The 22068-nt window shown below is 35.6% G+C and carries 21 protein-coding genes, 4 tRNA genes and 1 rRNA gene; 17 read left to right on the forward strand and 9 right to left on the reverse strand.

Features of this window, described 5'->3' with window-relative positions; all coding sequences use genetic code 11:
• Positions 1-151: 151 nt before the first annotated feature.
• Positions 152-1177, reverse strand: a complete 1026-nt coding sequence (locus CHELV3228_RS02145; protein WP_082199327.1) for a bifunctional 3,4-dihydroxy-2-butanone 4-phosphate synthase/GTP cyclohydrolase II — start codon at positions 1175-1177, stop codon at positions 152-154.
• A gap of 86 nt (positions 1178-1263) precedes the next feature.
• On the opposite strand from CHELV3228_RS02145, the gene CHELV3228_RS02150 reads away from it, so the two are divergent.
• Both CHELV3228_RS02150 and CHELV3228_RS02155 read left to right on the forward strand, forming a co-directional pair.
• A tRNA-Gln gene (locus tag CHELV3228_RS02150) sits at positions 1264-1338 on the forward strand.
• A gap of 12 nt (positions 1339-1350) precedes the next feature.
• Positions 1351-1426, forward strand: a tRNA-Met gene (locus CHELV3228_RS02155).
• Between the two features lies 1 nt (position 1427).
• Here CHELV3228_RS02155 and lon read toward each other — a convergent pair.
• Positions 1428-3803, reverse strand: coding sequence for an endopeptidase La (lon, locus tag CHELV3228_RS02160; protein WP_082199328.1), 2376 nt, complete (start codon positions 3801-3803; stop codon positions 1428-1430).
• Between the two features lie 25 nt (positions 3804-3828).
• On the reverse strand, positions 3829-4476 hold the full coding sequence (locus tag CHELV3228_RS02165) for an outer membrane protein assembly factor BamD (RefSeq protein WP_082199329.1): 648 nt from the start codon (positions 4474-4476) through the stop codon (positions 3829-3831).
• Between the two features lie 138 nt (positions 4477-4614).
• Here CHELV3228_RS02165 and fliW point away from each other — a divergent pair, with 138 nt between their 5' ends.
• Genes fliW through CHELV3228_RS02190 form a run of 5 tightly spaced genes read left to right on the forward strand, consistent with a single transcriptional unit; the run spans position 4615 to position 7153 of the window.
• A complete protein-coding gene (gene fliW, locus CHELV3228_RS02170) occupies positions 4615-5004 on the forward strand; it encodes a flagellar assembly protein FliW (protein WP_082199330.1) in 390 nt (129 codons plus the stop codon).
• A complete protein-coding gene (locus CHELV3228_RS02175; protein ID WP_082199331.1) occupies positions 5004-5738 on the forward strand; it encodes a pyrroline-5-carboxylate reductase in 735 nt (244 codons plus the stop codon). Before fliW ends, CHELV3228_RS02175 begins: the two co-directional genes overlap by 1 nt.
• A complete protein-coding gene (locus CHELV3228_RS02180) occupies positions 5735-6049 on the forward strand; it encodes a type II secretion system protein (RefSeq protein WP_082199332.1) in 315 nt (104 codons plus the stop codon). Before CHELV3228_RS02175 ends, CHELV3228_RS02180 begins: the two co-directional genes overlap by 4 nt.
• The gene (locus tag CHELV3228_RS02185) at positions 6033-6707 is read left to right on the forward strand and encodes a prepilin-type cleavage/methylation domain-containing protein (protein WP_082199333.1); all 675 of its coding nucleotides are present in this window, start codon (positions 6033-6035) and stop codon (positions 6705-6707) included. Before CHELV3228_RS02180 ends, CHELV3228_RS02185 begins: the two co-directional genes overlap by 17 nt.
• A complete protein-coding gene (locus CHELV3228_RS02190) occupies positions 6704-7153 on the forward strand; it encodes a hypothetical protein (protein WP_082199334.1) in 450 nt (149 codons plus the stop codon). The genes CHELV3228_RS02185 and CHELV3228_RS02190 overlap by 4 nt, the downstream gene beginning before the upstream one ends.
• Positions 7154-7163: 10 nt before the next feature.
• On the opposite strand, the gene rpsR is transcribed toward CHELV3228_RS02190, so the two are convergent.
• The 6 genes from rpsR to CHELV3228_RS02220 form a co-directional block, all read right to left on the reverse strand.
• Positions 7164-7424 (reverse strand): 30S ribosomal protein S18, encoded by a 261-nt coding sequence (rpsR, locus tag CHELV3228_RS02195; RefSeq protein ID WP_082199335.1) that lies wholly within the window; start codon positions 7422-7424, stop codon positions 7164-7166.
• An 11-nt stretch (positions 7425-7435) separates the two neighbouring features.
• Complete coding sequence (locus CHELV3228_RS02200; RefSeq protein WP_082199336.1) at positions 7436-7933, reverse strand: single-stranded DNA-binding protein; 498 nt, start codon at positions 7931-7933, stop codon at positions 7436-7438.
• An 8-nt stretch (positions 7934-7941) separates the two neighbouring features.
• Positions 7942-8319 (reverse strand): 30S ribosomal protein S6, encoded by a 378-nt coding sequence (gene rpsF, locus CHELV3228_RS02205; RefSeq protein ID WP_082199337.1) that lies wholly within the window; start codon positions 8317-8319, stop codon positions 7942-7944.
• Between the two features lie 110 nt (positions 8320-8429).
• Positions 8430-9533: an RIP metalloprotease RseP gene (gene rseP, locus CHELV3228_RS02210; RefSeq protein ID WP_082199338.1), complete on the reverse strand. Its 1104-nt coding sequence runs from the start codon at positions 9531-9533 to the stop codon at positions 8430-8432.
• Complete coding sequence (gene pgsA / locus CHELV3228_RS02215) at positions 9530-10063, reverse strand: CDP-diacylglycerol--glycerol-3-phosphate 3-phosphatidyltransferase (RefSeq protein WP_082199339.1); 534 nt, start codon at positions 10061-10063, stop codon at positions 9530-9532. Before pgsA ends, rseP begins: the two co-directional genes overlap by 4 nt.
• 99 nt (positions 10064-10162) lie before the next feature.
• Positions 10163-11245, reverse strand: coding sequence for a CinA family protein (locus CHELV3228_RS02220; protein WP_082199340.1), 1083 nt, complete (start codon positions 11243-11245; stop codon positions 10163-10165).
• An 88-nt stretch (positions 11246-11333) separates the two neighbouring features.
• Here CHELV3228_RS02220 and ileS point away from each other — a divergent pair, with 88 nt between their 5' ends.
• From ileS to CHELV3228_RS02265, 10 genes are all read left to right on the forward strand, one after another.
• Positions 11334-14084, forward strand: coding sequence for an isoleucine--tRNA ligase (gene ileS, locus CHELV3228_RS02225; protein WP_082199341.1), 2751 nt, complete (start codon positions 11334-11336; stop codon positions 14082-14084).
• Entirely contained in the window at positions 14077-14184 is a 108-nt protein-coding gene (locus CHELV3228_RS10455; protein WP_234981030.1) for a hypothetical protein, read from the forward strand. Before ileS ends, CHELV3228_RS10455 begins: the two co-directional genes overlap by 8 nt.
• A complete protein-coding gene (gatA, locus tag CHELV3228_RS02230) occupies positions 14181-15542 on the forward strand; it encodes an Asp-tRNA(Asn)/Glu-tRNA(Gln) amidotransferase subunit GatA (protein WP_082199342.1) in 1362 nt (453 codons plus the stop codon). Before CHELV3228_RS10455 ends, gatA begins: the two co-directional genes overlap by 4 nt.
• Before the next feature lie 3 nt (positions 15543-15545).
• The gene (gene guaB / locus CHELV3228_RS02235; RefSeq protein WP_082199343.1) at positions 15546-17000 is read left to right on the forward strand and encodes an IMP dehydrogenase; all 1455 of its coding nucleotides are present in this window, start codon (positions 15546-15548) and stop codon (positions 16998-17000) included.
• The gene (gene xseB / locus CHELV3228_RS02240) at positions 16997-17170 is read left to right on the forward strand and encodes an exodeoxyribonuclease VII small subunit (protein ID WP_082199344.1); all 174 of its coding nucleotides are present in this window, start codon (positions 16997-16999) and stop codon (positions 17168-17170) included. Before guaB ends, xseB begins: the two co-directional genes overlap by 4 nt.
• Complete coding sequence (locus tag CHELV3228_RS02245) at positions 17163-17963, forward strand: carbon-nitrogen hydrolase family protein (RefSeq protein WP_082199345.1); 801 nt, start codon at positions 17163-17165, stop codon at positions 17961-17963. Before xseB ends, CHELV3228_RS02245 begins: the two co-directional genes overlap by 8 nt.
• The gene (locus CHELV3228_RS02250; protein WP_082199346.1) at positions 17893-19785 is read left to right on the forward strand and encodes a motility associated factor glycosyltransferase family protein; all 1893 of its coding nucleotides are present in this window, start codon (positions 17893-17895) and stop codon (positions 19783-19785) included. The genes CHELV3228_RS02245 and CHELV3228_RS02250 overlap by 71 nt, the downstream gene beginning before the upstream one ends.
• Before the next feature lie 348 nt (positions 19786-20133).
• A 16S ribosomal RNA gene (locus CHELV3228_RS02255) occupies positions 20134-21646 on the forward strand.
• 115 nt (positions 21647-21761) lie between these two features.
• Positions 21762-21837: transfer RNA gene (locus tag CHELV3228_RS02260), tRNA-Ala, on the forward strand.
• A gap of 10 nt (positions 21838-21847) precedes the next feature.
• Positions 21848-21924, forward strand: a tRNA-Ile gene (locus CHELV3228_RS02265).
• Positions 21925-22068 lie beyond the last annotated feature (144 nt).

Genomic DNA, 22068 nt, shown 5'->3' on the forward strand with positions numbered 1-22068 from the left:
AATTATTGAAAGATGTTTGTTTTTTGTGGTGGAGGAGTAAAAATTGTGGAGGGCAAAATGAAATTTAGCAAAAATATTGTTTTAAAGTGGGTAAGCTCTTTTAAGAGCTTACTCTGGTTAATTGTTTTGGAGTAGGGGTTGGAATTTGGTGTTATTTTCCTTTAAATTTACACGCCTTAATATCAAGTCCAAAGCCTTTTAGAGCGATAAAATCTTTATCATAGCTTTGCGACATTAAATTGACCTCTTCCACATTGAAAAACCTTAAAATCTGTGCACCTATGCCGTAATTTTTAAATTGTATCGCATTGGATTTTTCTCCCTGCATAAAAATAATAATTCCGCCATTTTGTGATAAAAATTCAATTTGTCTCAAAAGTTTTGAGAATTTATTTGATGTTAAGAGCTCAAAATCACTCCCACTAATATGAAATTTAACATTTTCACTTTTTCTTGGTTTATTGAAACAAAAGGCTATGTGAGAGATTTCGTTGTGGTCTTTAAAGACAAATTTTTGTGCCTTAAATCCTGCTAGATGACTTACACTTTGATTTTTAAGTTTGATTAAGCTTTCATTTTTTAAACGATATTCTATTATATCGGACACTGCTATCATATTAAGTTGAAATTTTTCACAAAATTTGATTAAATCCTCTCTTCTAGCCATATCGCCATTATCTTTGACAATTTCACAAATTACACAAGCACCCTTTAATCCTGCTAAGTGGCACAAATCCACACTTCCCTCAGTATGTCCTGTGCGTTCTAATACTCCGCCTTTTTTAGCGATAAGGGGATTGATATGACCGGGACGCACGAAATCGTTTGCATTAGTCTTATCATCGGCAAAAATTTTGATAGTCATATTACGCTCGTATGCACTAACGCCGGTTGTAGCTTCTTTTGCATCGACTGTTATTGTAAAAGCTGTTTCGTGATTTGAGGTATTTTTTGGAACCATTAAAGGTAGCTTAAATTTTTTTGCTAAATTTTCATCTAAAGCTACGCACACCACGCCTCTAGCTTCTTTTATCATAAAATTAACTTTTTCTTGAGTGCTAAATTGTGCAGCAAAGATAATGTCTCCCTCATTTTCTCTATCTTCAGCATCAACCATTACAAGCATTTTGCCATTTTTTAAATCTTTTATTGCCTGTTCTACGCTTATAAATTTCATTTAAATCCTTAAAATTAAATATTATAATTAAATTTTACTTGACAAGTATATTAAAAAAAAGTATAATTACACTTTTTTAACCTGACTGGGGTATCGCCAAGCGGTAAGGCAACAGGTTTTGGTCCTGTCATTCAGGGGTTCGAATCCCTTTACCCCATCCACTTTAAACTTGACGCGAAGTAGAGCAGTGGTTAGCTCGTCGGGCTCATAACCCGAAGGTCGGGAGTTCAAATCTCCCCTTCGCAACCAATCATACAAGAGAATGTTTCAATACCTCGTCAAATTCTTTTACAGCGATAATCTGCATATTATCTTTTACCTCTTGCGGTATGTCTTTTAAATCTCTCTCATAGTTTTTTTCTGGAATAAGAGCTGTGGTGATTTCAGCCTTATAGGCGGCTATAAGTTTTTCTTTAAGACCACCTATGGGTAAAACTTTCCCATTTAAGTCAAGCTCTCCAGTCATCGCAACATCACTTCGCACCTTTTTTTCGCTAAAAATGGAAGCCATAGCCGTAGCCATAGTAATACCAGCACTCGGTCCATCCTTTGGCGTTGCTCCGTCTGGCACATGGATATGAAGATTATATTGCTCATAAACATTACTTTTGGTATCTCTTAAGACTTTTTTAGGAATTTTGATTTTGCCCTCGTCAATTAAAACTTTAATGACACTGAAAGCAATTTTGGCAGATTCTTTCATCACATCACCCAAAGAACCCGTTAGCATAAGTTCGCCTTTACCCTTAATTTTAATTGCTTCGACTTTCAGCACATCTCCACCCACAGCCGTCCAAGCTAAGCCACTGACTTGTCCCATCTTATCTTCTCTTTCTCGTTTTTGAATTTCATAAACTTTTTTATCTAGGAAAGTGTGTAAATTTTTGGCGTTGATGTTAATTTTTTTATTTTCTTCAAGCAAAATTTGTTTTGCAGTTTTACGGCAGAGTTCGGCGACTTTACGGCGTAGAGTTCTCACTCCAGATTCTCTAGTATAATCGCTAATTAACAATTCAATGCCATCTTTGCTAATGCTAAGCTCACTGGCTTTTAAGCCGTGTTTTTTAAGTTCATCAGGGATAAGGTAATTTTTTGCAATTTGAAATTTTTCATTTGGAGTGTAAGAACTTAGCTCTATAAATTCCATTCTATCTCTTAGAGGTGAGGGGATGTTACTAATATCATTTGCCGTAGCGATAAAAATGGCTTTGCTTAAATCCAAATTAAAATTAAGATAATAATCTCTAAATTTAGAGTTTTGCTCAGGGTCTAAAATTTCAAGTAAAACAGCTGAGGGGTCGCCTCTAAAACTACGGTTGAGCTTGTCTATCTCGTCTAATACAATGACAGGATTAATTTGCCCTGCTTCAATAAGTCCTTGCGTAATGCGTCCGGGCATCGCTCCTATATAAGTGCGACGGTGTCCGCGAAGCTCATTAACATCTTCCAGCCCACCTAAAGCTATGCGTATAAGCTCTCTTTTTAAGGCTTTTGCAACGGAATTTGCAAGAGAGGTCTTACCCACGCCAGGAGGTCCATAAAAGCATAATATTACCTTTGCTCCGTCTCTATCATTTATCTTTCTTTTTTCTAAGAGTTCTCGCACGGCAAAATATTCTTCAATGCGTCTTTTTGGCTTTTCTAAGGCATAATGGTCGTGTTCAAGTTGCTTAATCACTTCCTTTATGCTAAGTTTTTTCTTCGAAATTTTCTCAAAAGGCACATCAAGAGCTGTTTCTATGTAGGTTTGCATCATCGAAGCTTCTGAATTATCTTGATGAATTCTATCAAATTTTTCAATTTGCTTTTTGATTTCTTTATAGGCATCTTCGTGCATAAAAGGCTTTTTAAGCTCTAGTTTTTTGTAGTATTCTTTAACCTCATCTTCTTTTTGCGTGTCCGAGCCTAGCTCTCTTTGAATTTGTCTTAATTGTTCTTTGAGGAAGTATTCTTTATTTGCTTTATCTATCCTTAAATGCGCTTTATTTTTGATATCTTTTTGTAAGCGATTGGTTTCGATTTCTTCCATTAATAAATCAATAAGCTTCATCAATTTAATCTCTAAATTTGAAAGAATGAAAAATTCGTAAGCGTCTTGTTTTTTCATTCTTATGGTATTTAAAATTAAATCGCAAATTCTTGAAGCATCTACACCCTCTTCGATGGTTCTTAGTAAATCGGGTGAAAAATAATGACTAATACTAGAAAGAATTTTTACTTTTTCTTTTATTACATCTAAAAGTGCTTTCCCCTTTTTTGGTTCTAACGAATCTTCTAGTATGGGCTCAATCCTAGCCACTAAAGGTTTTGTAGAAATTCTTTCCACTATCCTTGCTTTAGAATGTCCTTGAAAAAGAATTTTAACGCGTCCATCAGGTAAAGGCACTTTCCTCATCACGCTACCTATAACACCACAATCATAAATCTCATCAAAACTTCTGCCATTTTCATATTTTGAAGGAGCGACAAAAATCATACTATCGTCCTTAAGAGCTTTATCTAAGGCACCAGAATTTTTAGAATCATTAATAAAAATGGGTGTTATCATAAAAGGATATAAAAATAATTCATCTTCAATTAAAATGGGAAAAATTTGCTTAACAGCCACTATGTCTTCTAATTCCATTATTTCTCCTAAATCTTTTCAAGCTTTAAAATTTTTCAAATACCGCTCTATACCAAGGAAGCTCAGGTTTTATAATGCTTTTTTCAAAAAATTCTGATTTTTGCAATTTTTCTTGGTAAATTTCATAGCTTTGTTGTCTATCTGTTCTGTTATACAAATCTGCTATGGTGCTATCTAAATAAAACACGGCGATATTAAATTTTGTCAGCATAGTTTGCACTAAGGGTTTGTATTGTGTATTTGGATACTCTTTTAAGAAAGTGTCTATTTCTTGCTGGCTTTGAAGCATTAAGGATTGATTGCGATTTGGCACTGCGAAAGCCTCAAATTTGGCTTTTATCTTAAGATAGCGCGTGTAATCGACATTTTTAGAATTTCCAAATTTTTTATTATATTCGTCCAAATAAAACTCGGCGAGTTGATATTCTTCCTCGTCCATATGTGCTTGAGCGAGTATAATTAGCACTGGTTCTAGCAAAGGGTCTGCAATATGTTCACTTGCCATACCACTATAATGCGCATCGGCTTTTTCTAAGTCTTTATCTTGCAAATCTTTTATGATTTGCGCATACCATTGTGATGAGCTAAGATTGTAAAGTTCTTCTTTGTCTTTTGTGCTACAAGCTGTGAAAAAAACGATGATTAAAGTCAAAATAAACAAATTCTTTTTCATTAAATAAACCTTTGAAATAAAAGGGTAATTTTAATCAAATTTGATTAATAAGCCTTAATTTTGTAAAAAATTCAAAAATTGGAATTATTATTGCTTATTTATGATAAAATTAAAAATCATAAAACTTGAGGAGATAAAATGACTCTAGCTGTTAAATGCCCTATCTTGGGTTTTGAAGAAACTAAAAATATGGAATTTACCACCATTGATGAGATATTTGTAAGACTTAAAAGCCTTGATGGTAAGGACTTTTCTTTTGTTCTTATAAATCCTTATCTCATTCGTCCTGATTACGAATTTGATATTCCAACCTATTATCAAGAATTACTTTCACTTACACCAGAATCTAATCAGCAGGTTTTTAATATAGTCGCTTTGGCTAAAACCATCGAAGAATCAACAGTAAATTTCCTTGCCCCTGTGGTTATCAATCTAGACAATAACACTATGGCACAAGTTATTTTAGACACGGTGAATTATCCTGATTTCTTTCAAGCAGAAAAAATTTCTAATTATATTAAAAAATAATGTCTAGCATTTACATACTTGCAAATGGTGTTATGGCAAGTGCCTTAGCCTATGGCTTAAAAGACACTTATGAGGTTTATATCGTAGGACGCAAAGCTCAAAAGCTTGAAACTTTAAAAAATGAGGGCTTTAAAACTTTGCTTTATGATGAATTTGAGCTGGATAATAAAAATGTTATCTTGGCTTTTAAACCATACGCTTTAGAGGAAATGTCTAAAATCTTAAAAGGTGAAGCTAGAATTTTAATCTCCGTTTTGGCAAACACAAGCCTAAAAGATTTGGAATGTATCCGTGCTAAAAATACCGCAAGAATTATGCCAAATATCGCTGCTAAATACAAAGCCTCCACTACGCCTTTCATATTAAAAAATGAACTTTTTAGAGAGGAAATTATCCAAATTTTGGAAAGTTTTGGTAGTGCTTATGAATTGGCTAGTGAAAAACAAATGCCAAGTGCTATGGCATTGAGTGGTTGCGCACCAGCCTTTCTTTCTTTAGTGGCGGAAAGCCTTGCAAATGGTGGGGTGCATAGGGGCTTGGACAAAGAATTAAGCCTCAAGCTTACGCAAGGACTTTTTAAAAGTTTTTCCACACTTCTATCCAACGAACATCCAGCTTTTATAAAAGAGAGTGTTTGCTCACCTGCTGGGGTAAGCATAAGAGGCGTGAAAGTATTGGAAGAAAGAGCTGTTAGAGCAGCATTTATGGAAGCTGTATATATTAGCTCCAAATGAAGAGAGCATTTTCTCTTATCGAGCTTGTTGCTTCTATTATCATTTTAGCCCTTCTTTTTAGCTCCATTTCACTTTTTTATAAACAAATTGATAAAAATAATGCCCCTTTAAGACTTTTTGAAAGACTTTATGTGCTTGAAGCGAGACTTTTAAAAACTTCAAATGGGAGAGAAATTTTTATTAGTAATGATGTCTTAAAACCCTTATCTGTTAAAGAAACAAGCGTAAAAGATGAAATTTTTGAACTTAAAAAGATAGAGCCATTTGATGGTGCTTATAAGCAGTATTTTTACGATGAAAAAAGCTTTTAGTTTATTTGAGTTTGTTATTGCTTTGGTGATTTTTTCCACCATTTCTATGCTTATAGCCAAACCTTTGAGAGAATTTTATTTATTACACTTAAAATCTTTAGAGCAAAATGAAGTCATTTTAAATTTGAATCAAGCCTTGTTAAATTTGGAAAATATCCTTTCAAAATGTGTCAATATACAAATTACAAACAAAAGTTTTTCTTGCTTTTTAAAAGATGATGAGAGTCTTTTTATGCTTGAAAATAAAAAATTAAAATTGACAAATTCAATGTTGATTTTAGAAAATAATGCTAGTTTTTATTCTCCAAAAAGCGATTTTTCTTATCTTTTGCAAAACAAAATGGACATTTTTAAAGATAAGGAAAAAAACTTTTATGCCTTAAAGGAGGGTAAAATCGAGCTTTTAAATCCTACAAATTTACAAAATGAAGGAATTTTTTATCCTCTTAAGGCTAAGTTTGAACTAAAATTTAAAGATAATGCTTTAAAATATGTGCTTAAGCCTAAATTTTTTAATGAAAATTTAAAGCAAGAATCTTTGTTGATTAATGCGATTGAAGATTTTGAAATAAATAAAAAAGACGGAGCTTTGTGGGTTAAAATTTGTATGGAAAAAGCTTATTTTTCACATTGTTTGGAAAAGATGATGTTATTATGAAAAAAGCTTATATTTTACTCGGCGTTATATTTTTGGTGATTTTTGTAGGATTTTTATTAAGCGTGGGATTAAATATTTCAAGCTATACGCCAAGATTTTTAAAAGATAGTTATGCCTATATTCAAGCTAAAATTTTAAGTTTTAATGCAAAGGAACTTGCCAAATATGCACTTTTTCAAGCTAAAAAAGAGGGCTTTGAATGCTTAAATTCCATCAATTTTTCTTATCCTAGTGCTGCAAACAAGATAAAAATAGAGTATTTTTACACCATAGCAGAGTGTCAAAATAATCGCTTAGTTAATCTTAATCCCGACGCAAATTTATCCAAACACGGCGTGATTGTTGTAAATATCAGCGTTGCTTATCAAAATGAAGCTGTTAATGAGGAAATTTTTATCAATGAAAAACTAAGGCTTATCGCAAAAGAAGAGTTTTGGAAGCCTTAGTTAGTGTTAATTATAATCCTTCAAAAGGATTATTAATGACATTTTTTCTATCGACTATGTAAGGGATAAGTGCTACATGTCTTGCGCGTTTGATGGCTTGCTCTACCATTTCTTGGTATTTTTTACTTGTGCCTGTTAAACGGCGTGGCATAATTTTAAAACGCTCAGATAATGCATGCTTTAGCATAGCAGTATCTTTATAGTCTATAAATTCAACTTTAGCCTCAGTGTATTTGCAATATTTGCGTGAATATTTTCTTTTTTCTGCCATAATTTTTCCTTTTAAAATGGTAAATCGCTATCGTCATTATCATAAGCATCGACATCGATTTCTTTGATTTTTTCTTGATTTTGATTTGGAACTTTTTGCGTAGGTTTTCTACTATTTTCACTATAAGGGTCATAGCTTTGAACTTCTGCATAGTTGCTAGAGCCAAAATTGCCATTAGTGCCACTTTGATTATTGCTCAACATTTCCATATTTTCAACTTGAACACTATGTTTAGAGCGATTTTGCCCATTTTGATCACTCCATTGCTCAAATCTTAAACGCCCTTCGATTAAAAGCTTACTTCCTTTTGAAAGATATTGATTTGCTACTTCAGCCTGTCTGCCAAAAAAAGTAATATCGATAAAACAAGTTTCTTCGCGTTTTTCGCCATTGGCACTAAATTTTCTTGTAACAGCAATAGCCGAAGAGCCGATAGCTGTGCCACTTTGCCCATAACGCATTTCTATGTCTCTAGTGAGATTTCCAACCAAAACAACTTTATTAAACATCTTTTTACCTATTGAACTTCAGGTGCATCGATAGGTTTGATTTCTTTTTTTGATTGCTTAATGCCTTGAGAGAGTTTTTCCCAAGCAGAAATTTCTTTCTTGTTTTCGTATTTAACAATCAAAAATCTTATAACTTCCTCTGTAATTCTAAGCACCCTTTCAAGTTCAGCGATTAGAGTTGTAGGAGCTTTGAAATAGATTACAAAATAAGTTCCTCTTTCGTATTTTTTGATTTTATACGCGAGCTTTCTCGTTCCCATAGGCACTACGGTTTGAATTTCCGCACCATTTTTACTAAGAATTTCTTTGACAAATTCCAACTTCGCACTAACTTCTTCTTCAGTTAGTGTAGGCTTTAAAATAAATAAAACCTCATAATGTTTCATCTTTTCTCCTTGTGGATATTAAGCCCATTTTCACAGGCAAGGATTGCTAAATGCAAGACAAAATTATAGCTAATTATGCTTAAGTTATATTAAATTTCAGTAAAAATTAATTATTGCATTAATCTTACAATATCATTAAAAGTCGCAAATATCATCAAGCTTAAAAGTAAAGCCATACCCCCATAGCTTAAATACTCAAAAGCTTTTTGTGGCACTTCTTTTTTGAAAATTAAAGCATAAAGATTAAATAAAATATGCCCTCCATCAAGCATAGGAATGGGCAAAAGATTTAAAATGCCTAAATTGATAGAGATTAAAGCTGTGATAAATAAAAGCCACGAAAGGCTTATTTCTGCGGCTTTTGAGGTAATATCAACCATAGTGATGATACCGCCCAAATTTTTCGCTTCTATATCCCCACTTAGAAGCTTTACAAGTCCTTTTATGATGAGTGTAGAGGCTTTTATACTTTCATTGTAGGCGTAATTTATGCTTTGCATCCCTGTATAACTTACACTGACTTTTTCATCACTTGGAGCGATACCAAGCTGAAATTTTGGCACGATTTGCCCAAATTCATTATAACCTTGTGAAAGTTTAGGGGTAATGAGAAAATTTAGTGTTTTTTCATCTCTTTCAAGCTCTATTTTAGTGGGGTTTTTATTAATGAGATGAGAAATTTCATCAAAGCTTTTTACTTCTATCCCATTAATGCTTTTAATCGTATCACCAACTAAAAGTCCAGCATTTTGTGCCGCTGAGTTTGGTGCGATTAAGCCTATTTTGGTAGAGGCTTTTTCTAAGCCCAAATTCGCTATGGCAATGTAGAGCAAAAAAGCCAAGAAAATATTAAAAAAAGGACCGGCAAAAAGGATGTAAATTTTTGCTAAGGGAGAAAGTGCGCCGTAACTATCCTTATCATAATTTCTCAAAGCAGGGTTTAAATCATCTTGCCCTTTAAGTTTAACATAGCCTCCAAGTGGTAAAGCACTTAAGCGGTATTTAGTCGTTTTAAATTCCTTTTCAATCAAGGATTTTCCAAAGCCTATACTAAAAATTTCTACTTTCACATCTAAGGATTTTGCTGCTAAAAAATGTCCTAATTCGTGAAAAAATATTAAAAAAGAGATGGTAAAAATAGTCGCTAAAAACTGCACGGAATAAAATTTAAAGCCTAAAATTAAAATGACTAAAAGAAAAATAAGACTTTTCATCGTTTCGCCTTAAGATATTTGATATAGCCATAAACATACTCAAAACCCGAGTAAAGCGTCAGTGCAAGTGCGATATAAAGCAACACATCGCCAAAAATCCAATCTAGCATTAAAAAAATAATCGCCGTCATTTGAAAACCTGTTTTCAATTTCCCAGCAAAGGAAGCACTGACATCTAAATTTTCGCTCACCATAACAACTCTAAATCCTGTGATGAAAAACTCACGCACCAAAATGAGATAAATCACCCATTCATTTGCCCTATCCAAAAGTAAAAGCCCCAATAAGGCAGCTAAAGTGAGCATTTTATCCGCTAAAGGGTCTAAAATCGCACCCAATTTTGTCGTTTGTTTCCAATTTCTAGCGATAAAACCATCGAAAAAATCGCTCAACGCAGCTAAAGAAAAAAGTAAGGTGGCAAAATAATTTATCCAGCTTTGATGCACATTTTCAAAAGGAAAGGTTAAAACGAAAAATAAAAGCGGAGCTAAAATCATTCTTAAAATTGCTAGAAAATTTGGTAAATTCATTTTTAACCTTGTTAGAAATAAGAAATTTTGCAGAGAATATTATAGAAATTTAATAAATCGTTGTTAAATTTTTACGATTTATTTGAAAACGATTAAAATTTAAATGAAAATTTCAGGTTTTAGCTTCATTATGAGACAAAAAGCTGCCAAAACAGCTTGTTTTTGCATAAAAATTCTATCTCCCTTTAAATGCAAAAGTTCTTGGATATAAGTGCCGTCCTTAAACATAGCTCCTATGTAGATATTTCCAGCTTTAACGCCCTTATCTTCACCCTCAGCAACTCCACTTAATGCTAGAGCAAAATCAGGTTTAGCCGTCTTAAAAATCCCTTTTAGCATAAAATAAACACAACGCTCACTATACTCTCCGCCATTTTCCAAAATGCTTTCGCTAATGCCTAGCCACTCGTGCTTTATGCGGTTAGAATAGCTTACAATCGAGCCTTCAAAAATCGCACTCACTCCAGAAATTTTACTAAGCTCACTCGCACAAAGTCCTCCTGTGCAACTTTCCGCAAAAGAAATTTTAAGCCCTTTTTGCATTAGCTTAGAGACGATAAAACGCAAAGGGTCTTTACCTAAAAAGAATTTTTGAGTGAATAAATTTGAAACACTTTGCAAAAAACTTTCTAGTTTGCCATTGGGGAGATTGCTCACCTTTAAGAGAGTAAGATTATCTAAAATTTTGCTTGATTTTAGACTTACATCATAGCTTTTTGTTAGGGTTTCAAGCAAAAGTAAGGCACTATCCTCATCGATACCAAAAAGACAAAAATACTCATAGCCCAAATTTACTTCCCCTAAGAGTTTTGGCATATTTTCTTCGGTGTCGATTTTTAAAAGGTTAATTTTGCTATTTTCAAATTCGCAAACGAAGCTATTATGCACATAAAGGGCTTTATCTGGCACGAGGCTTTGTTCTTTTAAGATAAGATTATCATCGCTTAGTGTGGCTAAAATTTTAGCAACTATGGCATAATTTTGTGTGCTAGCAAAAATTGTGATGAAGTGGTATTTTTGCATTAATTTTTCGAGTAAAAAGGGTAATTCTTTATCACTTTTTGCTTGAATGCGAATTTCATTTATTTCTTTAAATTTTTCCTCATAAGCCCTAAAAATATAATCTTTATAAGCAGAATGCAAGATGAGTTCATCGCCCAAGATAAAAAGTAAATGTTTCATAAAATTCCCTTTTTTTCGTAAAATTATAACCAAATTTAAACATAAATGCAGTAAAATTTGAGATTTAAAAAAAACTTAGGTGCGATTTATGGATTACAAAGAAACTTTACTTTTGCCTAATACGAGTTTTGCGATGAGGGCAAACTTAGCTGAATTCGAAAAAAAGCGTTTTCAAAAATGGTTTCATCAAAATTATGCTTATGAGAAGATGAAAGTTAAGCGTCAAAATGCGGCTAAAAACTTTACCCTACACGATGGTCCCCCTTATGCAAATGGACACATTCACATAGGACACGCTTTAAATAAAATTTTAAAAGAAACGATTGTTAAGCTTCATTATTTCAAAGGTGAAAATGTGCGTTTTACTCCCGGTTGGGACTGCCACGGCTTACCGATAGAACAGCAAGTTGAACTTAAGCTTGGAGAGAAAAAGAAAAATTTAAGCAAAAAAGAAATTCGTAATTTTTGTAGAAAACACGCAGAAGAATTTGTCAATATCCAAAAAGAAGAATTTCAAAATTTAGGCGTCATAGCAGATTGGGATAATCCTTACCTAACTATGGATTTTGCTTTTGAGGCACAAATTTACCGCACTCTTTGCGAAGTGGCTAAAAAAGGACTTTTGGTAGAGCGTTCCAAGCCTGTATTTTGGAGCTGGGCGGCAAAATCTGCCTTAGCAGAAGCTGAAGTGGAGTATCAAGATAAAGAAGATTATTCGACTTTTGTGGCTTTTGACTTAGGCGAGGAAGCTTTAAAAAGACTTGAAGTGCAAAAGGCAAAAGCTGTCATTTGGACAACGACACCTTGGACTTTAGTGGCAAATCAAGCCATAGCCTTAAATCCGCAAGAACTTTATGTTTTAACTAAAGAGGGATTAATTTTTGCTAAGGCTTTGCTTAAAAATATGGTTGAGTTAAATTTTACTAAAGGAGAAGTGAAAAAAGAATTTAAAGCAGAACTTTTGGAAAAAAGTGAGGCTATCAATCCTCTTAATCATAGAAAATCTTTGTTTATCTTAGGTGAGCATGTTTTAATGGACGGCGGCACAGGGCTTGTGCATACAGCACCGGGACACGGAGAAGATGATTATTACGCGAGTTTAAAATATGATATAGAGATTATAATGCCTGTTGATGATGCGGGTTGCTATGATGAGAGTTTGAGAACTAAAAAACTTCTGCCAGAAGAGCTTTTGGAGGAATTTATAGGACTGCATATTTTTAAGGCAAACGAAAGAATCTTAGAGCTTTTAGGGGAAAATCTTATCCATGTTTCAAAATTCACGCACTCTTATCCTTTTTGTTGGAGAACGCACAAGCCTGTGATTTACAGGGCGACAAAGCAATGGTTTATCGCAATGGATGAAGCAAAATTGGAGGGCAAAAGCTTAAGAACTAAAGCAAAAGAAGAGCTTTTAAAAACAAGATTTTACCCTGAAAATGGCGTAAAAAGAATAGGTTCTATGGTGGAAAATCGTCCCGATTGGTGCATTTCTAGGCAAAGAGATTGGGGAACGCCGATTGCTTTTTTTCGAGATAAGACAAGCAAGGAAGTGATTTTTGATAGTGAAATTTTGGATTTTATCGCAAAGATTTTTGAAGAAAAAGGTGCTGATGCGTGGTGGGAACTTGAAGTTGCCGAACTTTTACCTCCAAATTCTAAGTATCAAGCACAGAATTTAGAAAAAATTTATGACATTTTAGATGTATGGTTTGATAGCGGTAGCACTTGGAAGGCTGTATTGGACGGCACTCAATTTGACGCAGGCGAAAAAGTGGCAAATATGTATTTAGAGGGGAGCGACCAGCATAGAGGGTGGTTTCAAAGCTCTTTATTATTAAGCACGGCTTTAAGAGGGTATGCGCCTTATCAAAATGTCCTTACGCACGGATTTACCATCGATGAAAAAGGGCAGAAAATGAGTAAATCTAAAGGCAATACCATAGCCCCTGATTATGTTGCTAAAACTTATGGCGTGGAGATTTTAAGGCTGTGGGTGTTTTTGAGTGATTATTCTACGGATTTAAAAATTTCTGAAAATATTTTAAAACAAGTGAGCGAACAATATAGAAAAATTCGCAACACCATAAGATTTTTACTTGCTAATACTAATGATTTGGAAAATGTGGAGGGCGTTGAGTTTTCCTTCATAGATAAATGGATTTTAAATCGTGCAAGTCGTGTGTTTAAAGCTAGTGAAGAGGCGTTTTTAAATTATGAATTTGCTAAGGGTTTTAATGCTCTTTTAAATTTTTTAATCGCAGATTTAAGCGGAATTTATTTAGATATTAGCAAAGATAGGCTTTATTGCGAAGCTAAAAACTCCCTTAAGCGTAAAAGCTCCCAAGTGGCGATGGTTTTGATAGCGAAAAAGCTTTTAAGTCTTTTAGCGCCATTTTTAACTTATAGCGTTGATGAAGCGTTAGAGCACGCAAATGTTTGCATTAAAGGCGAGGCTTTAGATGTGTTTGATTTAAATTTTGCTGAAAGATTTGAATTTAACTTTGATGTTGAAGATGAATTTTTGCTTAAAATTAGAGAAAGTTTTTTTGAAAATATCGACAAGCTTAAAAAGGACAAGTTGATAAAATCAACCCTTGAGCTTGTCCTACAAACAAATTCAAGTCAAATCACTGCTTTACCTAAAAACGAAATGCTTGATTGGTTTATGGTTAGTGGGCTTGAAAATTTGGACAATAGCGAAAAGCTCTGTGAATTTGATGTGGAAAATGAGAGTTTTACCATTGTCAAAGCAAGGCTTAATAAATGTGAAAGATGTTGGAAATATGAGGCAGAAGATGTAATTTGTCCTCGTTGTGCTGGGGTTTTAAATGCTTGAAAGTCCCGTGCCAAATGAATTGCTAATTAGCACAATAGCCATTGTACTGTTGCTTAGTGCTTTGGCTGTGATTTTGATTAAGAAAAAAGGAAAGAAATGATAAGTTTGAAAGAGGCATTAAGGTACTCTAAAAATGAGCTTGAGGCTTTAAAAAAAGAGTTAAACGATAGAGCAAAAAAGCAAAAGCAAATCGGTGCTTATGTGGAGCAGTTTTTGGGGAGTGATTTAAAAGACGCAGGAGATGGCGTTCCTGTGATGATAAAGGATAATATTAGCGTTAAGGGCTGGGAGCTAACTTGCGGAAGTAAAATTTTGCAAGGTTACATTGCGCCTTATGATGCGAGCGCGATTGTGAATTTAAAAAAGAATGGCTTTAGTCCTTTTGGACGCGCTAATATGGACGAATTTGCTATGGGAAGCTCTACCGCAACTTCTTTTTATGGGAAGACCTTAAATCCTCTTGATTTTTCGCGTGTTCCGGGTGGCTCAAGCGGTGGCTCGGCTGCGGCAGTTGCGGCAAATTTGGCTTTGGCGAGTTTAGGAAGTGATACGGGAGGCTCTGTAAGACAACCTGCGGCTTTTTGTGGGTGCGTAGGCTTTAAGCCAAGTTATGGCAGAGTGAGCAGGTATGGACTTGCTTCTTACTCTTCAAGTTTAGACCAAATAGGCGTTTTAACGCAAAATGTCGAGGACGCAGCTTTACTTTATGATGCGATTGCGGGATATGATGAAAAAGATAGCACAAGTGCAAATGTGAAATTTGAACCTACAAGCGCAAATTTAAACGCAAATACCAAGCTCAAAATCGCTGTGATAGAAAATTATGTCAATGCTGCGAGTGAAGAAGTAAAAAATGCCCTTTTAAAAAGCGTAGAGGCTTTAAAAGCACACGGGCACGAGATAGTTTATAAAACCTTGCAAGATTATGAATTTGACATTGCGGCTTATTATATCATCGCTACAGCAGAGGCAAGTGCGAATTTGAGCCGCTATGATGGGGTGCGTTATGGAAAAAGAAGTGAGCATTGTGAAAATTTGAAAGATTTGTATGTCAATAGTAGAAGCGAGGGCTTTGGTGAGGAAGTCAAGCGTAGAATTTTACTTGGGACTTTTGTTTTAAGTAGTGGATATTATGATGCTTATTATATTAAAGCGCAAAAGGCTAGGGATTTTATTAAAGCCAAATATGAAGAAATTTTGCAAGATTGTCATTTGATTTTTATGCCGGTAACTCCAACAACAGCTTTTGTATTTGATATGCAAAAAAGCCCTATGCAAAGCTATTTAGAGGATATTTATACCATATCTGTGAATTTGGCAGGGCTTGGGGGTATTAGTGTGCCTGTGGGTAAAGATAAAGATGGGTTAAATATTTCCGCACAGCTTATTTGTAGAGCATATGATGAGCAAACTTTATTAAATGGAGCTTTGAGTTTAGAAAAAATCATAAAGGAGTAAAGTATGAAGATAGTGGGACGCGCTTTGACTTTTGAGGATGTTTTATTAAGACCTTGTTATTCTGAAATTTTACCTAAGGAAGTGCAAATTCACACTAAGCTAACGAGAAATATTGGCTTAAATATGCCTTTAATTTCAGCAGCTATGGACACGGTTACCGAACATAGAGCCGCCATTATGATGGCTAGACTTGGGGGGCTTGGGATTATCCATAAAAATATGGACATAAAAGCTCAAGTGAGAGAAGTTAAAAGAGTGAAAAAAAGTGAAAGTGGTGTCATTATTGACCCTATATTTATTGCACCAAATGCAAGTATTTATGAGGCTTTAGAATTAATGGCAGAATATAGAATTTCTGGTGTTCCTGTGGTAGATGAAGAGAGGAAATTGCTGGGAATTTTAACAAATCGCGATTTAAGATTTGAGAATAATTTTAGCAATAAAGTCGAAAATGTAATGACAAAAGCCCCTCTCATTACCGCTCCAAAGGGCTGCACTTTAGATGATGCGGAGAAAATTTTTAGCACTAATAAAGTCGAAAAACTTCCTATAGTCGATGATAATAATCATCTTGTAGGACTTATCACTATAAAAGATTTAAAAAAGCGTAAAGAATACCCTGACGCAAATAAAGATAGCTTTGGACGCTTAAGAGTGGGCGCAGCCATAGGGGTGAATCAAATGGATAGGGTGGATGCTTTGGTTGAAGCAGATGTTGATGTTGTCGTGCTTGACTCGGCACACGGACACTCAAAAGGCATTATAGAAAGCGTAAAAGCCATTAAAGCAAAATATCCTAAACTTGAAATTATCGCGGGAAATGTCGCCACAGCGGGAGCTACAAAAGCGTTGTGTGAGGCTGGAGCCGACGCCGTAAAGGTAGGGATAGGACCTGGGAGTATTTGCACTACACGCATTGTTTCAGGGGTGGGAGTGCCGCAAATTTCGGCGATTGATGAATGTGCTTTGGAGGCGGATAAATTTGGCGTTCCTGTGATAGCTGATGGGGGGATTAAGTATTCTGGTGATATAGCAAAAGCTCTTGCCGCAGGGGCTAGTTCTGTGATGATAGGCTCACTTCTTGCAGGAACTGATGAAAGCCCGGGGGAGCTTTTTACCTATCAAGGAAGACAATATAAAGCCTACCGCGGTATGGGTTCTTTGGGTGCTATGCAAAAAGGAAGCTCGGATAGATATTTTCAGCAAGGAACAGCACAGGATAAACTCGTGCCTGAAGGGATTGAAGGGCGTGTGCCTTATGTAGGAAGCATTAAAAGCGTGATTCATCAGCTTTTAGGTGGGCTTCGTTCTTCTATGGGTTATGTGGGGGCTAAGGATCTTTTAGATTTTAGAGCTAGGGCTGAATTTGTAGAGATTACAAGTGCGGGACTTAAGGAAAGCCATGTGCATGATGTAACGATTACGCACGAAGCACCAAATTATAAGGTAAATTCGTGAGTTTTGAAGAAAATTTAAAAAAGGCTAACGAAGCCTTAACAAGACTTAATGAAGAAGAATTAAGCCTTGAAGAAAGTGTGAAAATTTATAAATTAGGGCTTGAAAATATAGAAAAAGCAAGGTTTGAGCTTGAAAAAGCAAAATTAGAAGTGGAGAAAATCGATGAGTAAAATTGCCGCTTTGCAGTTTCCTACGCTTTCTTTAAGCGAATCAAGGCTTGATTATTATCTCAAAGCTGCAAAGGAAAGTGGAGCAAATTTGGTTGTTTTGGGTGAATATGTGCTAAATAGCTTTTTTACAGAGCTTTTAACTATGCCTAAATCGATGATTAAAGAGCAAAGTGAAGCGAAAAAAAAGAGCCTCGAAAATTTAGCTAAAAAGCACGAGCTTGAAATCATTGCTCCTTTTGTAAGTGTCGAAACAAAGGGTTTTAGGAAAGTTTGCCTTAAGGTTTCTCCTAGTATCGTTAAAACTTACGAACAGCAAATTTTAATGCCTTACGCCCATTGGAATGAGGCGAAATTTTTTATCAATAAAACCGATAAAATCAAGCTTTTTAGCTTCACTTACGAGAGGTTAAAATGCGCCTTACTTTTTGGCTTTGAAACGCATTTTGATATATTTTGGCAAGAAATTCGGGTAAAAAAGATTGATTTGGTTATCGTGCCTAGTGCTTGCACTTTTGGGAGTCAAAAAAGATGGGAGGAGCTTTTAAAAACAAGGGCTTTTTTAAATCAAGTTAGCATTTTAAGAGTGAACCGCATAGGTAGTGCTAAACATAGCGAGGAGTGGAAATTTTATGGAGATAGCTTTTTTATCGATGCTTTTGGCGAGATGAAAGATAGGCTTGGTGAGGAAGAAGAAATGCTTATCGCTCAGCCACAAAGTGCCAATGAAGCTAGGAAAATTTGGACTTTTGATAAGATTATTAAAGATTATGAAAATGAACGAAATTTTAAGTAAAAATTTAAATGCTTTAAGAAATGATAAGCTTAAAACTAAGCTTTTAGCCTTTATTAATGGGGGGGGGGGGGGTGAGTTTAGGCGTTTTAGCATTGATGAGAATTCAAATATTTTTGATAAACAAAATCAAGTTTTGATGTATGAGGATATGGGTGCCGAGCTTGACTTTGTGGAAAACGCTATATTATCACAGACAAAGCGTTATCCTTTTATTTTCATCTATGGTATAGGAAATGCTCTGCTTTTAAAAAGGCTTTGTAGGGCACATTACCAGCACATTTTCGTGCTTGAGGGAAATTTGGAATTATTAATTTTAGCTTTGAGTAAAGTAGATTTGAGTGAGGAGCTAAAATTGGGTGGGATTCATGTGCTAGATAGCGAAGATTCTTTTGCGGAATTTGAGCTTTCTTTTTATTTTAATAACCCCCTCATTTTAGAGCTTCACTCTCTTTACGGACTTTTTATACAAAATAGCTATTATGAGAAATTTTTTCATCAGCAAATGTTAAATGCCGATTTGCTTTGCCGTAAAGTAATTAATAATGTCTTAAATGCTAAGGGTGTGAGCATACCAGATGCTATTTTTAAAACTTATGAGAATTTTTTACTCAATGCTAAAACTATGCTTCATTCTGTGCCTTTTCAAAGGCTTCTTTCACAGAGGAAAAAAAGCTTTAAAAGTGCTGTTGTGGTATCTGCTGGACCATCACTGAGTGGGAATTTAGCTTTGCTTAAAAAATATGAAGAAAATTTTGTGATTTTTTGTGTTGATGGGGCTTATTCTGTGCTTTGTCAAAATGGTATTACGCCTGATTATGTGATAAATAATGACTATCACAATAATGCCCTGAAATTTTTTAATGCAAGTGGTAAAGATGAGACGATATTTTTATGCTCTTCTCTTTCGGCTTTTGAAGTCGTGGAGCATCTAGAAAATAGGAATTTATGTATCATACTTGACCCTGAAGACCCTAATGTAAAATTAAATTTCTTAGATGATTTTGGCTATGTAAATCCGGGACTTTTTGTTTCTTATTTTGCGTATTGCATTGCGGTGACACTTGGTTTTGAAAATATTATTATGTTAGGGCAGGATTTTGCTCTTTCAAAAGAGGGAAATTCGCACGCCGATGGCTTTAGCCTCGGCGTGCGAGTGGAGACAAATTGGTATAATGATTATTTTGAAGTAGAGGGTTTTGGCGGTGGACATAAGGTTATAACGCATCCGGTGTGGAATATTTATCGTATTTATTTGGAAGGCTTTATAGCAAATCACTCCCACTTGACGACTTTTTATAATGTCTCACAAACAGGCGCTAGGATACATAACGCCATAGAAACAAGCTTTGAGGAATGTTGCGTAAAATTCGCTACCGAGTTAAAATCTCATCTTGAACTTCCAAAATCTTTAACGCTGAATAAAAGTCAAAAAATTTTAGATAAATTTGTCGTTTTTGTGAAAGAAAACATAAAGGCTTGTGAGGACATAGATATGGAGGCTTTAACCCTACAAAATGCTCTTACAACTATTTTAAATTCCAACAAAGATTTGCCTTTAGAATTTTTGCAAAAGGTGGATTTAAATATAAGAAATTTCAATACCTTACTTGTTAATAATAAATTCCTTCAAGATGGGAAATTAGCACATTGCGTGATTAAAAGAGGGGACTTAATCGCTGAAGTTTATAAAAAAAATATTATTGATGAAAAAGAATTTATGCTTCATATCATCAATGCTTTTGAAAAGTGGTTAGAATTTTTTAGGGTGAATTTAAAGATTAAAAAATCTCTACTAGAAAAATTTTTAAATCAAAAAGAGTAAATTTTTATTTTTAATCCCACTTTAAGCTTTCCTCGCTACAATTTCATTTCTTTTTTGTTTTTACCCTTAGCTTCTTAGCCATAGTAAAAACCTAAAAAAAGTCTTGTTCTTTAACACCAACATTGTTATTTAAATCTTATAGTCAATCTTTGAAATCTAAATAAGTGACGATTGAGCCAACTTTACTATAATATTAGTAAAGCTAAACAAATAAAAGTTTTAGATTAAAACTTCATATCACTAAAGCTAAAGATACTAGGGAATAACCTAATTAATGGATTGTGTTTAGCAATCTTATCTTTAGTGTTGCTTCTTAGTCAGGCTTTGCCTGATGTTAAAGAAGATAAAAATATGGAGAGTTTGATCCTGGCTCAGAGTGAACGCTGGCGGCGTGCCTAATACATGCAAGTCGAACGATGAAGCTTTTAGCTTGCTAGAAGTGGATTAGTGGCGCACGGGTGAGTAAGGTATAGTTAATCTGCCCTACACTGGGGGACAACACTTAGAAATGAGTGCTAATACCCCATACTCCTATTTAGCATAAGTTAGATAGGGAAAGTTTTTCGGTGTAGGATGAGACTATATAGTATCAGCTAGTTGGTAAGGTAAAGGCTTACCAAGGCTATGACGCTTAACTGGTCTGAGAGGATGATCAGTCACACTGGAACTGAGACACGGTCCAGACTCCTACGGGAGGCAGCAGTAGGGAATATTGCGCAATGGGGGAAACCCTGACGCAGCAACGCCGCGTGGAGGATGACACTTTTCGGAGCGTAAACTCCTTTTCTTTGGGAAGAATTTTGACGGTACCAAAGGAATAAGCACCGGCTAACTCCGTGCCAGCAGCCGCGGTAATACGGAGGGTGCAAGCGTTACTCGGAATCACTGGGCGTAAAGGGCGCGTAGGCGGATTATCAAGTCTCTTGTGAAATCTAATGGCTTAACCATTAAACTGCTTGGGAAACTGATAGTCTAGAGTGAGGGAGAGGCAGATGGAATTGGTGGTGTAGGGGTAAAATCCGTAGATATCACCAAGAATACCCATTGCGAAGGCGATCTGCTGGAACTTAACTGACGCTAAGGCGCGAAAGCGTGGGGAGCAAACAGGATTAGATACCCTGGTAGTCCACGCCCTAAACGATGTATGCTAGTTGTTGGGATGCTAGTCATCTCAGTAATGCAGCTAACGCATTAAGCATACCGCCTGGGGAGTACGGTCGCAAGATTAAAACTCAAAGGAATAGACGGGGACCCGCACAAGCGGTGGAGCATGTGGTTTAATTCGAGGATACGCGAAGAACCTTACCTGGGCTTGATATCCTAAGAACCTTATAGAGATATGAGGGTGCTAGCTTGCTAGAACTTAGAGACAGGTGCTGCACGGCTGTCGTCAGCTCGTGTCGTGAGATGTTGGGTTAAGTCCCGCAACGAGCGCAACCCTCGTCCTTAGTTGCTAACGATTCGGTCGAGCACTCTAAGGAGACTGCCTTCGTAAGGAGGAGGAAGGTGGGGACGACGTCAAGTCATCATGGCCCTTACGCCCAGGGCGACACACGTGCTACAATGGCATATACAATGAGACGCAATACCGCGAGGTGGAGCAAATCTATAAAATATGTCCCAGTTCGGATTGTTCTCTGCAACTCGAGAGCATGAAGCCGGAATCGCTAGTAATCGTGAATCAGCCATGTCACGGTGAATACGTTCCCGGGTCTTGTACTCACCGCCCGTCACACCATGGGAGTTGATTTCACTCGAAGTGGAAATACTAAACTAGTTATCCCCCACAGTGGAATCAGCGACTGGGGTGAAGTCGTAACAAGGTAACCGTAGGAGAACCTGCGGTTGGATCACCTCCTTTCTAGAGTACAACTTTATCCTTTCGTTAGGATAGAGTATAATAAAGTCAAGTTTCTCACAAACTTGCTTTTCAATTGTCCTTGTTTAGATTTTAAAGATTGATGATAAAGCTAATTGGGGAATTAGCTCAGCTGGGAGAGCGCCTGCTTTGCACGCAGGAGGTCAGCGGTTCGATCCCGCTATTCTCCACCATTCTTCTTAAGGGCCTATAGCTCAGCTGGTTAGAGTGCACCCCTGATAAGGGTGAGGTCACAAGTTCAAGTCTTGTTAGGCCCACCATAAAAGATTATTTCAATGTTGTCTCTCCTTTTTTTATTTTTTTGTAGCCTCTTTTTTAAATTTTTTAGAAAGCTTTTTTAATTTGTTTGATTGTAATTAGCATACTTTGATTAAATTAAAGAGATGTACTCAAAAGGATATTTG

Source organism: Campylobacter helveticus (assembly GCF_002080395.1).
Taxonomy (GTDB): Bacteria; Campylobacterota; Campylobacteria; order Campylobacterales; family Campylobacteraceae; genus Campylobacter_D; species Campylobacter_D helveticus.

Coding starts and splice junctions, on each gene's coding strand:
- rpsF (WP_082199337.1), bottom strand. CDS start 8,319: ATGAAACATTATGAGGTTTTATTTATTTTAAAGCCTACACTAACTGAA.
- CHELV3228_RS02245 (WP_082199345.1), top strand. CDS start 17,163: ATGAGTAAAATTGCCGCTTTGCAGTTTCCTACGCTTTCTTTAAGCGAA.
- fliW (WP_082199330.1), top strand. CDS start 4,615: ATGACTCTAGCTGTTAAATGCCCTATCTTGGGTTTTGAAGAAACTAAA.
- gatA (WP_082199342.1), top strand. CDS start 14,181: ATGATAAGTTTGAAAGAGGCATTAAGGTACTCTAAAAATGAGCTTGAG.
- rpsR (WP_082199335.1), bottom strand. CDS start 7,424: ATGGCAGAAAAAAGAAAATATTCACGCAAATATTGCAAATACACTGAG.
- lon (WP_082199328.1), bottom strand. CDS start 3,803: ATGGAATTAGAAGACATAGTGGCTGTTAAGCAAATTTTTCCCATTTTA.
- CHELV3228_RS02200 (WP_082199336.1), bottom strand. CDS start 7,933: ATGTTTAATAAAGTTGTTTTGGTTGGAAATCTCACTAGAGACATAGAA.
- rseP (WP_082199338.1), bottom strand. CDS start 9,533: ATGAAAAGTCTTATTTTTCTTTTAGTCATTTTAATTTTAGGCTTTAAA.
- ileS (WP_082199341.1), top strand. CDS start 11,334: ATGGATTACAAAGAAACTTTACTTTTGCCTAATACGAGTTTTGCGATG.
- CHELV3228_RS02220 (WP_082199340.1), bottom strand. CDS start 11,245: ATGAAACATTTACTTTTTATCTTGGGCGATGAACTCATCTTGCATTCT.
- CHELV3228_RS02175 (WP_082199331.1), top strand. CDS start 5,004: ATGTCTAGCATTTACATACTTGCAAATGGTGTTATGGCAAGTGCCTTA.
- pgsA (WP_082199339.1), bottom strand. CDS start 10,063: ATGAATTTACCAAATTTTCTAGCAATTTTAAGAATGATTTTAGCTCCG.
- CHELV3228_RS02165 (WP_082199329.1), bottom strand. CDS start 4,476: ATGAAAAAGAATTTGTTTATTTTGACTTTAATCATCGTTTTTTTCACA.
- CHELV3228_RS02250 (WP_082199346.1), top strand. CDS start 17,893: ATGAAGCTAGGAAAATTTGGACTTTTGATAAGATTATTAAAGATTATG.
- CHELV3228_RS02180 (WP_082199332.1), top strand. CDS start 5,735: ATGAAGAGAGCATTTTCTCTTATCGAGCTTGTTGCTTCTATTATCATT.
- CHELV3228_RS02145 (WP_082199327.1), bottom strand. CDS start 1,177: ATGAAATTTATAAGCGTAGAACAGGCAATAAAAGATTTAAAAAATGGC.
- CHELV3228_RS10455 (WP_234981030.1), top strand. CDS start 14,077: ATGCTTGAAAGTCCCGTGCCAAATGAATTGCTAATTAGCACAATAGCC.
- guaB (WP_082199343.1), top strand. CDS start 15,546: ATGAAGATAGTGGGACGCGCTTTGACTTTTGAGGATGTTTTATTAAGA.
- CHELV3228_RS02190 (WP_082199334.1), top strand. CDS start 6,704: ATGAAAAAAGCTTATATTTTACTCGGCGTTATATTTTTGGTGATTTTT.
- CHELV3228_RS02185 (WP_082199333.1), top strand. CDS start 6,033: ATGAAAAAAGCTTTTAGTTTATTTGAGTTTGTTATTGCTTTGGTGATT.